Consider the following 10,920-nt stretch of genomic DNA (forward strand, 5'->3'; position numbering starts at 1 on the left):
AGACAATGTTGAAGCAAAGCGACGACTACCCGAAGGGAAGCTTTGAAAAACTGCCTAAAAGTAGGGGGGTGACCTATAGAATACTTATTTTGCGATTAATCACTAATCACTAATCACTAATCAGAAACAATGACTTGCTCATAACGAAAACATAAGCCACCTTCTTTTCGATTCGATAAGTGAATCTTACCGTTTAAGTGTTCTGCTATTTCATGACTTATTGCCAAGCCCAGACCGTTACCGGGTTTACCACTTTCTAATACACGATAGAATGGTTCCATCACTTGCTGGAGTTCATCTTCAGGGATGCCGATGCCGGTATCTTCCACCAACAATACCGCTTTATTTCCCTGTTTAAACAGGCTGATATCCACCTTGCCCGATGCGGGTGTGTAGTGAATCGCATTACCAATCGCATTATGCACTAATTGGCCTAAACGACCGTTTTGGTCTTTGACATTGATCGCCTTATCCTGGCGCAACATACCCAAATCAATCTCGGCAGATTCAGCGAGCGGGAAGAGATCGGCAATCGCACTTTTCACTACATCGTTAAAACTAACGGTTTGTGCCTCAACCTCGTCACTGCTTTGCAAACGAGCCAGATCGAGTAATTGCGCCACCAGATTGCCCAAACGATCGAAGCCTTGTTTCAGTTGTTTTTGTCGTTCATTTCGCTCGGCATCATCGTTGGCATGCGTGACGTTTTCTGCCTGTAACGATAATGCCGTAATCGGGGTGCGTAATTCATGCGCTGCATCGGCGATGAATCGGTGTTGCTTGTGCATCACCTGTTTTACTCTCGAAATCAGCGCATTAATAGAACTCACAAAGGGAATAATCTCCAGAGGAATATTCTTTTCAGAGAGTTCCTTCAACTGTGTACCATCTTGCCTATCGATGTTTTTAACCAATAGATTCAGCGATTTAAACTGACGGCGAATGATGATATGAATCATCAATAACAGAATACTTACCAGTAACAGAATCGGCAAAAAAGTGCTGATGCTACTGCTCCACGCAATATTGTTTCTTAACTCGGTGGGTTGCGCGATGATAAAGCGGCGATCGCTGTAAAATTGGCTCATCACCAGGACGCGCCATTTGTCATCGCCGAGGGTAATGGTTTTTAAACCGTCGCTAATATCTGGCGGGATGCCTTTTAAATTATCGCTGATGCCTAATTCGTGGATGATGATGGTGGTTTCATCTTCGATATTATGTTCGTCTCGGAAATCTTCATTGCGATCATGAATCTTCTCGCTGAGTTTCTTCTTTCTTCTGGCGTGTTGTTCATCTTCATTGAAATCAGAAAAATCTAACTGACCGTTACGCACCAATAATGAAATCTCAATTAGCGTATTGTCTTGAAGTTCTCTGGCTTGTTGAAAGGCCAATGCACCAGCGATTGCACCACCGAAAACCACCAGAACCAACGCGCTGAGAATAATCCAGCGATACAACTCACGTTGCAGTGATTTTTGTTGCATCATTTGCTGACCATCCAGCCCATGCCCCTGATATTTTTAATTGCATCTTTGCCCAGTTTTTTACGCAATGCGTGAATAATAAACTCGATCGCATTACTCGCGACTTCTTCATTCCAGCCGTAAATGCTTTCTTCCAGATTATCGCGTGAGAAAATAGTGCCAGGTCTAAGCATCAGCGTTTGTAGCAAGGCATACTCGCGTGCAGATAAGGGAAACGATTCGCCATCTCGGCTGACTTCGCGTGTGGCAGGATCAAGTTCTAACAGAGAGTTAGAAAGAATAGGGGTGGCAACACCATGATTGCGTCGGACCACAGCACGCATACGGGCGTGTAATTCATCAATCGAGAAAGGTTTGACCAGATAATCATCTGCGCCTAAATCCAGTCCCTGAATACGGTCTTCAACGGCATCTCTCGCCGTTATCACGATCACGGGCAGGCTTTTGGTTTTGCGTAACTCGTGCAAGACCTCTAAACCATTTTTACCGGGTAAACCCAAATCCAGCAATACCAGCGAATATTCTTCGGTGTTAAGGCTAGACAAGGCAGTAATGCCATCCTTTACCCAGTTGACAGCGTAGGATGCATCATTAAGTGCCTGCTTAATCGCATTGCCGATAGATTCGTCATCTTCTACCAGTAGAATGCGCATATTTGATTTGCCGTATTTGTCATTGTTATAAAAACTGTTATCGCTAATAGATATGCTAACGACAATCTCTAAGGAAAATCGCTAATGAATAGTCATTGCATATTAACAAAAACGGTTTTATCAATCGCGTTATTTTAAAGGCTCATCCACAACCGTGTATTCGGCATCGATGATTTCGCCATTTTTAATCACAGCCGCCTGACCTAAGCTTACATCCTTCTGATGCTGTCGCTGTAAACGCCACAGTTTAAATGCCACAAAAGGAAAGATGATAGCCGAAACAGCCATTAAGATTAGGCTAAACATAAAACCACTCAAAAGAACCACACTAGCGATAACAGACAACATGGCAACCTGAGCAAACGAAGGTTTACGCTGTGACATCTGTTGATAAAATGTTTGAGTTTGCATTGTATACTCCTTGTAAATAGTCACCAGCAAAATGCTGGTGACCGTTATTTATCTTTGATTTATCTTTGATTTATCTATGAATTTTTATTAAGTACTATTCAAATCAGAATCTAGATTCACGACTTAATCTTTGTAATCAAGTTTCTGCTTCAGCACCTTGCCCGAAGCCGCATCTATTTCTAATTCGTGAATCAGTTTGTTCGCATCAACCACTTCGACTTCCCAGACTGATTTGCCGTGTTCATTATCAAACTCGACTGCTTTAGCCTTTCCAGGAACGGTTGTTAGTGCGATCTCCAACGCTTTATCAATGCTGATTGATGACTCAGTAAACGAGATGACTTCCGTTTCTTTTTTATCATTACTGCTCGCCTGAGCAATAAATGCAGAACCCAAAAGACCTGTACCGATAAGCGTAGAAATTATTGTTTTATTGAAAAGTTTCATTGTGTATATCCATCAGTGTTTAGTTATGTATATTTCACTATTAAGTAAATTATTGAGTAAACGATTAAGTAAACGATTAGGTTAATAGCCAAACCCTTTTGGTTTAGCATGGTGAGAAGAATAGAGAATGAAACTTAGCTGTAACTTAGGAACTCAAAATTATTGAAATAATTTTGAAAATAGCTTGAGAGTTGTGACTGAGAATGACGGTAAGTTACTGTATTTAATTGTTTATTATAGTTAAACGAGTTGTCATTTCGCGAAGCATAAGTTCTATTTACGCTTTTGAAAAACAAAAACCTAATATCACTTGAAAGTAGGAGTGAGACCCTAAAAGCGTTAAAGCTAACTCAGAAAAGCAACATATAAGAATGAATGCAGCGACCTTTCCAGCAGTATTGGTTTAGACGTTGTTGCAAAGCGATACCCTGTATACGATCCACCAGCTTAAGGTCTACCAGGCACTCATAATGTGAATGTGAATCTTTGTTGTTTACATAGGTACTTTTTACATAGGTACTTTCTATATTGCTTTCTTCGCTTTTTTTTAAAAACGAAACATTGCCAACTGTAGAAAAGCGACTCAAAAATTCCCTGATATCCTTTTCATCAACGCGATCGGGTAGATTCCCAAATACAAAATACATAGTAACTCCCGCTTAAAATATCAGTATAGTATTAATAAAAACGGACACCTATTTAAATTTGTATTTATAATTTTAATAGTGGAGGCAATGAGTAGAGACACTGTGATTTAAAACATATGTAGTTTGTTTTAGTTTTTCTTTTAATAACAGTGTCACACGGCAAGAACTGCCTTGAGCTAAGAACTACCTTATAGCCAAGGAATGCGTATAGCCAAGAACTGCCTATAGCCAAGAGAGTGTTGCAAGATAAATTTAAGGTAATGTCAGTTTTGTGATGTATTTCACAGAATGTGATTGAGCCATTAGTTATATTCAATCCAATAATTCAATAATAATAGGGGAAGGGTATGAAATTCGTAAATAAATTCACAAAAATCAGAGGCATACTTTACATTGCCGTTATCGTTAGTTGCTTTACATTTACGCCAGCGAAAAGCGAGCCGATCAATGATTCAGCTTCTTTCACGGCAATTAGCCAGTAATACAGCTATTGGCTAGTAACTCAGATTTAGCCTGCACTAATAGACAGAAGCACTAATGAATACAAGCACTAGAAAATAGTGCTTAAAAGTAGGGGGGTGACTGCTAGTTACTTCCAATCAATCGTGGAAATCAAATACCGTAGGTAAATCGACATTAGGCCAATCCAGCCAGGACATACTCGATTCAAACCACTTTTTAGAAGCGCCATTCGTCATCGCAGCAGTCATTTCTGCTTTCATCTCAGAATAATTAAAATCTTCACCAATAGAATCGTGGTAAGACGCGAAGCCAGAAGGTGATGCAAATAAACTCATTGCCCAACTGTGCCAATCAAAACCGTTTTTAGCTTCTATAGATGCTTTCTTGATGTGCGCGCATGAATAGTATTTTTTCTTACCATAGTCTCGAACCAGAATCTCTCCTACTTCTTTACCATGAGCCTTCTGTTCTGCAGGTGATATTGCAAGATCAGTCATTTTCTTCTCCTTGTTTTTTCTTCTTTTTTTATTCTTATATTAACATTTGACGTATTAACTCAATCTGAATATTTATCTAAAGTATTCAGATTTAAAAGTACGTGATGTGCGGGGTTATATTGGTTCATTAGAATTATGAAAAGCTTACAAAAGGTGTAGAAAAGGAGACAAGAATCCGCTCCTGAATATAAAACGATTGTAGCTAAGTGGTATCTATTCGAGAGGGCTATATGTTTCTAGTAATCTATAAATAAGTTTATTAGTGGTAATTGATAATTGTTACATTCTATTTAAAAGATAAGAGGTATTTTATAGTTGAATTTGGATGATCTTTATAATTGTCAGAGAGAGATTTTGAATTTTTTATATCATGTCTATAACGACCTTTGTATGAATGTCTTATAGTTGAAATATATTTAGGAGAGCACTATGAAAAAACCAGTTATTACGTTGATGTTAGTTATGCTAACGGTCGTCTTTTCAACGTCCTCATATGCCGAAAAACGATTCAGCCGTGAAGATCAGCAATTGTTAAAAGATTACGAAAGACTCGAACGTGGCAGCAAAGATAAGAGAAACCGTAGTAATAGCAGTCCAACTAAACACAGAAAACAAATAACTCCGCAACGTAGACCTCAGGTTCATGGAGCACCGGCACACAGGCCACCAGTTCGCAAACCACAGGTTTACAGAGCACCGGTACACAGACCACCAGTTTATAGAGCGCCTGTTCATAGACCACCAGTAACTCGACATGGAAATGTTTACGAACGTAAAGCACAACTTCAAAGAAAAATTCAAAGAGGCGAAAGGTCTGGGGAACTCGTACATTCAGAACGCAAGAGATTGAATGCAGAGCTTCGAAAAATCTCTCGTCTGATTGAAACCTATCGATCAGATGGTGTATTCGATCGTCGTGAAAGAAGTCAAATCAACTACATGCTGGATGCCGCGGAAAGAAATATAGAAAGAAAACGAAATAATCATCTTCGTGATAGATATCGTCGTTAATTCATTCTTTGTAGATAATAGATAAGTTTAGATCTATTGAAAAATAGCTGGCGTCTGCTGGCTATTTTTCGTTTACCCCTTTCATTTATTATTCAAGATAACTCGTTCCTAAAACACCTTAAACTAGCTATCATCTGCGTAGAGAAAAATCAGACCGAGGCACACAGAGCGCTTTCACCTAAAGCACTCGCATAAAAAACGATGGAATATTTTACAGAACTCGGTTATCTCGGTCTTTTGGTTTCAGCCTTTTTAGCGGCGACGATATTACCCTTAAGCTCCGAAATAGTGCTAAGCGGTTTGCTGCTAAATGGTTTCTCCCCTGTGGCATTAGTTGCGGTTGCAACAATAGGAAATGTACTGGGATCACTCACAAATTACGCTTTGGGCTATTGGTTAAGTCTGGACGTCGTAAAAAAGTGGTTAAAGATGTCAGAAAAAGACTTTGTTCGAGCCGAGCAACGCTTTGCCAAATACGGCTTATTCTCACTCTGTTTTGCATGGGTCCCCATCATTGGCGATCCACTTACCGTCATAGCCGGTGTTCTGCGCATTCGCTTACTCTGGTTTTTAATACTGGTAACCGCAGGCAAATTAATGCGCTATGTCGTACTGAGTTATTTAGTGTTAGAGAATGTATAAGAATATATAAAGAGATCCGCAAGCGCATAGACGTTTCTTACATTCCATAGCCGACCTCACGCTAAATAGACATCAAAAAAGTAACATATGAAAATGAATGCAACGACCCTTCCAGCAGTAATTGTTTAAGCGATTCTGCAAGCTAGTACCCTGAATGCGATTCATCAACTTCAGGTCAACGATACATTCATAATCAGAATGTGAATTATCGCCAGGCTCGAAAAACGACACGCTTTTAACCGAAGAAAATTTACCCAAAAACGCTCTGATTTGCGTCTCATCAACTCGGTCAGGAAGATTTCCAAATACAAAATACATACAAACCTCCGGATGATTAGGCTGAATATCATAGAGCGGATAATGGCTGCTGTCTTAAATCTGGGTTAGTTTTGATGAAGTTAAAAAATGCCCCAAAGTAGGGGGGTGTCATTCTTTACTTTATTTCTGATGTCAGTCTATGATTTGCTTATTTTGAATCCGCCATTGTTCCGTACAACTTGCTTTAATCAAAGAGTTTGTTATTATTTGATATTATTGTAGGTACGGAAATGATCCGTACAATTATAGAGAGCACTATTATGGCAACGTCAAGACTTGATCTGCGTTTGGATATGGAAATTAAAAACAAAGCTGAAAAGGCATCTGCCTTATTGGGTATGAAGAGTTTGACTGAGTATGTGGTTAAACTGATGGATGAGAATGCCTCTGAGGTTATTGAGAAGTATGAAAGTATCACCCTCGACAATGACATTTTTGATCAATTTATGGATGCCTGTGATAAAGCAGATAAACCCAATAAAGCTTTAAAAGATGCCGCCAGCTTTGCTAAAGAGCAGGGCTTTTAATGAGCGATTTTCAGCTCGATATTACGCAGTGTGAAAAACAGTTTGTTGAGTTAGATAAATCAAAACATGACCGCACATTATTCGATTGTGGAGAGCCGCAGCTAAATCATTTTATCAAGCAGCAAGCAGCCCGCCACATGAAGGCAAACATCAGCCGGACAATGGTGTTAGCAAGTAAACAACTTACGAATGGTACAAGCGCTATTTGTGCTTTTTATACCATTACGCCCAGTGCTATTTCACGTAAACAATTACCTGATGCTTTAGTCAAAAAGTTACCCCATTATCCCATACCTGTTTTTCTTTTGGCGCAGTTAGCCGTGGATAAACAACACCATGGTTCTGGCCTAGGTAAAATTACCTTGATCAAAGCATTGCAACATTTACATAGTGTCAACGATCATATGCGAGCTTATGCGGTTATTGTTGATTGCTTAAATGGAAATGCTGAAAGCTTTTATAAGAAGTTTGGTTTTGCATCTCTCGGTGAACAAAACGGCATGGTTAGGATGTATTTACCGATGAAGCAGCTTGAACAGCTATTTGGTTAAACCACTCTTATGTGCTTTTTAGAAAAGTGTCTCTTAGATTCCGCAAGGAATCATCGACCTACAATGGTCGATCATCAATAAAAATAAATTCAACATCACATCAACAACAAAAGTAACTTGTATCTCCATTTACTTAATTTGTATCAAGAACCCAGTTTTTCTTAACTGCTAGTATCAAACTCATAATACACACCAATCAATAAACTGTTAGGCAATATGCGAGAGCTTTGATGTTATCTATCTTCACTACATTTGCGGATTGGCTAGCTTATTCGGTATTGGGTTTAGAACAAGGTTCCAAGCTGGGTGGGTCGGTTCAGTTTTTTATCGAAGACACCACCAAGATATTTTTCCTACTTGTGGTGATGATATATGTCATAGCGCTTATCCGCGCATCACTCAATGTTGAAAGAATTCGTGACTATTTGGCGGGAAAAAACAGATTTATCGGCTATTTCATGGGGTCAACGTTCGGCGCCATAACCCCCTTTTGTTCCTGCTCAAGCATCCCTGTTTTTCTTGGCTTTACCTCAGCCAGTATACCTGTCGGCATAACCATGTCATTTCTCTTAACATCACCGTTAATCAATGAAGTTGCAGTATTACTCTTATTAAGCCTGGTGGGATGGAAGGTAACCGCAATTTATGTAGCAGTAGGAATGGCAGTAGGGATAGCGGGTGGAATATTCCTCGACCTTATTCATGCCGAAAAGCTGTTGCAACCTTTCGCCCTCAAAGCATATCAAACAGCGGAAAGCCCTAATAGCGAACCAGGCATTAAAACCAAACTGACGCTTATCGAACGGCATGAATTCGCCAAAACAGAGTTACTGGATATTTTAGGCCGTGTCTGGAAATGGGTATTTATTGGTGTCGCATTAGGCGCAGCATTACACGGTTTTGTACCAGAATCATGGTTCGAAGAAAACCTCGGCAGTGGGCAATGGTGGTCAGTACCGGCGGCAGTACTTGCCGGAATCCCCCTCTATTCAAATGCCACAGGTGTCATCCCGGTTATGGAAAGCTTAATAGTCAAAGGGCTTCCGCTGGGGACAACATTGGCATTTTGCATGAGTACCGTAGCAGCGAGTTTTCCCGAATTCATATTATTAAAGCAGGTAATGACATGGAAGTTACTGGCTATAATTTTTGTACTTTTACTCACATCATTCACCCTTGTAGGGTGGATAGTAAATTTAATAACCGTGCTCTAAGGGGGGCAAAATGAAACAGATTCAAGTACTCGGCAGTGGCTGTGCCAAATGCGTAAAAACCGCTGAGCTTATTCAGCTGATAGCCAATGAAAGCGATGTTAGCGTAAACGTCACCAAGGAAACCAATCCAGAAACCATCATGAATTATGGCGTCATGAGCACACCCGCAGTTGTTGTAGACAATCAAGTGGTGCACACCGGGTCGATACCGGATAGAAAAAAAATAGAAGGATGGTTGAAGTAGGCCAATAAAAAGTGCCCAGCCGAGTGTTTTTTTAAGAGGCAACGTTGGAATGCAATGACGACGGCCCGCAGGGCGAGGTTTTCATTTTTAATGAATAAAAAACCACGTCGCAAAGCATAAGTTCTATTTACGTTTTTAAAGAACAAAAACGTAATATCACTTAAAAGTAGGGGGGTGTCAAAATCAGTTATTAACACCCCAATATTGCTTTTGCTAATACCTAATACCTAATACCTAGCTGCGTTGCATGGTAGCCGTAATTAAACCAGCGCCTACTAAAGCACCGCCACCAACTCTATTTACTTTTCTCTGAGTATCAACGCTACTAATTTTAGTTCTCATGGTATGCGCAAACACAGCAAACGAAATAATAAATAACATATCAACGAATAAAAAGGTCGCCATTAATATGGCTATTTGAGGCAAAGGTTCAGAAGCGGGATTAACAAACTGCGGGAGAAAGGCAACGTAGAAAATAATATCTTTTGGGTTTAATGCCGTCACCAAAAATGCAGAGCCAAACATCTTTTTAGAGCTACCAGGATTAATACCATCTTCAGTGAATATCTGGGGCTTTTGTTTCCAGGTTTTAATGCCAAGATAGATTAAATAACAAACACCCAACCATTTAAGCATAAGAAATAGCGTGGCAGATGTTGCTAAAATTGCGCCTAAGCCTAACAGAGAAAGCGACATAGCAATAAAGCCACCAAGAAGCACACCCGAAACCAACGGTAAAACAGATTTTTTCCCGTTATTAATAGATTCGCTGACAACTAAAATCATAATCGGACCAGGAATCAGAAATAACACCACAATGGATGTTATGAAAGCTAACCAGATTTCTATCGTCATAATTTTATACCTTTAGGTTTTTCTTTGAAAATATAGCATATTTTATTTTCTACGACTTCGTATAAGGAGAAGCGTTTATTAATACTGGCCCTTTAATAAAAACAGGTTCAGCCGAAGCGCAGTAAAGATAACGTTGAAATGCAGTGACAACGGCCTGAAGGGTGAGGTTTTCATTACATGAATAAAAAAAACCTCATAAAAGTAGGAGGGTGTCTTAATTTATTGATCTCCGTGCCGTTACGGGGTACATTTTATTGCAATGATAATCAGTTTCCAGCACATAGGTTTACGCCAGTTATATGAAACAGGCAGTAAACAAGAGGTAATTTGCTTTACATCAAACAAAGCCTCTCATCAAACAAAGCTGCAAATGATTCTAGCCGCACTGGAAATTGCTGAAAACACAGATGAACTTGATTTGCCCGCATTTTCTCTTCATGCACTTAAAGGCGATCTCAAAGGTTACTGGTCAATCAAAGTAAATGGTAACTGGCGAGTTATTTTTAGATTCACTGGCAACGATGTTGAGTTGCTAGATTATCTTGACTATCACTAAACATTTATTAATTTATTTACTTATTAATAATTACTAATGTTAGAACAACACAAGCAATAGGAAGGAGCTAAGAATGATGCACAACCCACCACATCCCGGAGTATTTTTAAATGAAACAGTCATAAAGCCTTTGGGTTTAGGTGTTACTGAAACAGCGCAGCGTTTAGGCATGTCGCGTACTGCATTATCTCGTGTGCTTAATGGTAAAGCAGGCATCAGTCCTGATTTAGCCGTTCAGTTAGAACGAGCAGGACAAAGCAAAGCCCGCTTTTGGGTTAATTTACAAGCCAACTATGACCTATGGCAAGCAACACAGCGGCCACACCCTGATGTGATTAAACTGGATGCTGTTGCTTAAGTGATAAGTGTTTAGCATCGGTTAATTAGTTTATCTA

General features: G+C 39.7%; 17 protein-coding genes. 9 read left to right on the forward strand and 8 right to left on the reverse strand.

Features of this window, described 5'->3' with window-relative positions:
- Positions 1-116 precede the first annotated feature (116 nt).
- From Q1A31_RS04080 to Q1A31_RS04100, 5 genes are all read right to left on the reverse strand, one after another.
- Complete coding sequence (locus tag Q1A31_RS04080) at positions 117-1,493, reverse strand: cell wall metabolism sensor histidine kinase WalK (protein WP_299872747.1); 1,377 nt, start codon at positions 1,491-1,493, stop codon at positions 117-119.
- Entirely contained in the window at positions 1,490-2,143 is a 654-nt protein-coding gene (locus Q1A31_RS04085) for a response regulator transcription factor (protein ID WP_131905519.1), read from the reverse strand. The genes Q1A31_RS04080 and Q1A31_RS04085 overlap by 4 nt, the downstream gene beginning before the upstream one ends.
- A 129-nt stretch (positions 2,144-2,272) precedes the next feature.
- Complete coding sequence (locus Q1A31_RS04090) at positions 2,273-2,554, reverse strand: hypothetical protein (protein ID WP_299872754.1); 282 nt, start codon at positions 2,552-2,554, stop codon at positions 2,273-2,275.
- A 123-nt stretch (positions 2,555-2,677) separates the two neighbouring features.
- Positions 2,678-3,001 (reverse strand): PepSY domain-containing protein, encoded by a 324-nt coding sequence (locus tag Q1A31_RS04095; protein WP_299872757.1) that lies wholly within the window; start codon positions 2,999-3,001, stop codon positions 2,678-2,680.
- Between the two features lie 350 nt (positions 3,002-3,351).
- Complete coding sequence (locus Q1A31_RS04100) at positions 3,352-3,648, reverse strand: RNA-binding protein (RefSeq protein ID WP_299872760.1); 297 nt, start codon at positions 3,646-3,648, stop codon at positions 3,352-3,354.
- A gap of 347 nt (positions 3,649-3,995) precedes the next feature.
- Here Q1A31_RS04100 and Q1A31_RS04105 point away from each other — a divergent pair, with 347 nt between their 5' ends.
- The gene (locus tag Q1A31_RS04105; RefSeq protein WP_299872763.1) at positions 3,996-4,130 is read left to right on the forward strand and encodes a hypothetical protein; all 135 of its coding nucleotides are present in this window, start codon (positions 3,996-3,998) and stop codon (positions 4,128-4,130) included.
- A 117-nt stretch (positions 4,131-4,247) separates the two neighbouring features.
- Here the strand turns inward: Q1A31_RS04105 and Q1A31_RS04110 are convergent, their stop codons facing one another.
- Positions 4,248-4,607, reverse strand: a complete 360-nt coding sequence (locus tag Q1A31_RS04110) for a hypothetical protein (RefSeq protein ID WP_299872766.1) — start codon at positions 4,605-4,607, stop codon at positions 4,248-4,250.
- Positions 4,608-5,036: 429 nt separating this feature from the next.
- Here Q1A31_RS04110 and Q1A31_RS04115 point away from each other — a divergent pair, with 429 nt between their 5' ends.
- Positions 5,037-5,618 (forward strand): hypothetical protein, encoded by a 582-nt coding sequence (locus tag Q1A31_RS04115; protein ID WP_299872768.1) that lies wholly within the window; start codon positions 5,037-5,039, stop codon positions 5,616-5,618.
- 201 nt (positions 5,619-5,819) lie between these two features.
- On the forward strand, positions 5,820-6,260 hold the full coding sequence (locus Q1A31_RS04120) for a YqaA family protein (RefSeq protein ID WP_299872771.1): 441 nt from the start codon (positions 5,820-5,822) through the stop codon (positions 6,258-6,260).
- A 72-nt stretch (positions 6,261-6,332) separates the two neighbouring features.
- On the opposite strand, the gene Q1A31_RS04125 is transcribed toward Q1A31_RS04120, so the two are convergent.
- The gene (locus Q1A31_RS04125; protein WP_299872774.1) at positions 6,333-6,578 is read right to left on the reverse strand and encodes a hypothetical protein; all 246 of its coding nucleotides are present in this window, start codon (positions 6,576-6,578) and stop codon (positions 6,333-6,335) included.
- Between the two features lie 260 nt (positions 6,579-6,838).
- On the opposite strand from Q1A31_RS04125, the gene Q1A31_RS04130 reads away from it, so the two are divergent.
- The 4 genes from Q1A31_RS04130 (at position 6,839) to Q1A31_RS04145 (ending at position 9,114) form a co-directional block, all read left to right on the forward strand.
- Positions 6,839-7,105 (forward strand): DUF1778 domain-containing protein, encoded by a 267-nt coding sequence (locus Q1A31_RS04130; RefSeq protein ID WP_299872777.1) that lies wholly within the window; start codon positions 6,839-6,841, stop codon positions 7,103-7,105.
- Complete coding sequence (locus Q1A31_RS04135; protein ID WP_299872780.1) at positions 7,105-7,656, forward strand: GNAT family N-acetyltransferase; 552 nt, start codon at positions 7,105-7,107, stop codon at positions 7,654-7,656. The genes Q1A31_RS04130 and Q1A31_RS04135 overlap by 1 nt, the downstream gene beginning before the upstream one ends.
- Before the next feature lie 230 nt (positions 7,657-7,886).
- Positions 7,887-8,870, forward strand: coding sequence for a permease (locus tag Q1A31_RS04140; RefSeq protein ID WP_299872782.1), 984 nt, complete (start codon positions 7,887-7,889; stop codon positions 8,868-8,870).
- A gap of 10 nt (positions 8,871-8,880) precedes the next feature.
- A complete protein-coding gene (locus tag Q1A31_RS04145) occupies positions 8,881-9,114 on the forward strand; it encodes a thioredoxin family protein (RefSeq protein WP_299872785.1) in 234 nt (77 codons plus the stop codon).
- Between the two features lie 234 nt (positions 9,115-9,348).
- Here the strand turns inward: Q1A31_RS04145 and Q1A31_RS04150 are convergent, their stop codons facing one another.
- The gene (locus tag Q1A31_RS04150) at positions 9,349-9,969 is read right to left on the reverse strand and encodes a LysE family translocator (protein WP_299872788.1); all 621 of its coding nucleotides are present in this window, start codon (positions 9,967-9,969) and stop codon (positions 9,349-9,351) included.
- A 259-nt stretch (positions 9,970-10,228) separates the two neighbouring features.
- Between Q1A31_RS04150 and Q1A31_RS04155 the strand changes: the two genes are divergently transcribed.
- Both Q1A31_RS04155 and Q1A31_RS04160 read left to right on the forward strand, forming a co-directional pair.
- The gene (locus Q1A31_RS04155; RefSeq protein WP_299872791.1) at positions 10,229-10,525 is read left to right on the forward strand and encodes a type II toxin-antitoxin system RelE/ParE family toxin; all 297 of its coding nucleotides are present in this window, start codon (positions 10,229-10,231) and stop codon (positions 10,523-10,525) included.
- 73 nt (positions 10,526-10,598) lie between these two features.
- Positions 10,599-10,883 (forward strand): HigA family addiction module antitoxin, encoded by a 285-nt coding sequence (locus Q1A31_RS04160; RefSeq protein WP_299872794.1) that lies wholly within the window; start codon positions 10,599-10,601, stop codon positions 10,881-10,883.
- Positions 10,884-10,920 lie beyond the last annotated feature (37 nt).

Source organism: uncultured Cocleimonas sp. (assembly GCF_947495625.1).
In the GTDB taxonomy this organism is placed as follows: Bacteria; Pseudomonadota; Gammaproteobacteria; order Thiotrichales; family Thiotrichaceae; genus Cocleimonas.

Bases quoted from the DNA above. Each gene is read 5' to 3' on its own strand.
- Q1A31_RS04085 (WP_131905519.1), bottom strand. From the start codon at position 2,143: ATGCGCATTCTACTGGTAGAAGATGACGAATCTATCGGCAATGCGATT.
- Q1A31_RS04130 (WP_299872777.1), top strand. From the start codon at position 6,839: ATGGCAACGTCAAGACTTGATCTGCGTTTGGATATGGAAATTAAAAAC.
- Q1A31_RS04160 (WP_299872794.1), top strand. From the start codon at position 10,599: ATGATGCACAACCCACCACATCCCGGAGTATTTTTAAATGAAACAGTC.
- Q1A31_RS04115 (WP_299872768.1), top strand. From the start codon at position 5,037: ATGAAAAAACCAGTTATTACGTTGATGTTAGTTATGCTAACGGTCGTC.
- Q1A31_RS04125 (WP_299872774.1), bottom strand. From the start codon at position 6,578: ATGTATTTTGTATTTGGAAATCTTCCTGACCGAGTTGATGAGACGCAA.
- Q1A31_RS04145 (WP_299872785.1), top strand. From the start codon at position 8,881: ATGAAACAGATTCAAGTACTCGGCAGTGGCTGTGCCAAATGCGTAAAA.
- Q1A31_RS04080 (WP_299872747.1), bottom strand. From the start codon at position 1,493: ATGATGCAACAAAAATCACTGCAACGTGAGTTGTATCGCTGGATTATT.
- Q1A31_RS04110 (WP_299872766.1), bottom strand. From the start codon at position 4,607: ATGACTGATCTTGCAATATCACCTGCAGAACAGAAGGCTCATGGTAAA.
- Q1A31_RS04105 (WP_299872763.1), top strand. From the start codon at position 3,996: ATGAAATTCGTAAATAAATTCACAAAAATCAGAGGCATACTTTACATT.
- Q1A31_RS04135 (WP_299872780.1), top strand. From the start codon at position 7,105: ATGAGCGATTTTCAGCTCGATATTACGCAGTGTGAAAAACAGTTTGTT.
- Q1A31_RS04150 (WP_299872788.1), bottom strand. From the start codon at position 9,969: ATGACGATAGAAATCTGGTTAGCTTTCATAACATCCATTGTGGTGTTA.
- Q1A31_RS04120 (WP_299872771.1), top strand. From the start codon at position 5,820: ATGGAATATTTTACAGAACTCGGTTATCTCGGTCTTTTGGTTTCAGCC.
- Q1A31_RS04090 (WP_299872754.1), bottom strand. From the start codon at position 2,554: ATGCAAACTCAAACATTTTATCAACAGATGTCACAGCGTAAACCTTCG.
- Q1A31_RS04100 (WP_299872760.1), bottom strand. From the start codon at position 3,648: ATGTATTTTGTATTTGGGAATCTACCCGATCGCGTTGATGAAAAGGAT.
- Q1A31_RS04095 (WP_299872757.1), bottom strand. From the start codon at position 3,001: ATGAAACTTTTCAATAAAACAATAATTTCTACGCTTATCGGTACAGGT.
- Q1A31_RS04155 (WP_299872791.1), top strand. From the start codon at position 10,229: ATGATAATCAGTTTCCAGCACATAGGTTTACGCCAGTTATATGAAACA.
- Q1A31_RS04140 (WP_299872782.1), top strand. From the start codon at position 7,887: ATGTTATCTATCTTCACTACATTTGCGGATTGGCTAGCTTATTCGGTA.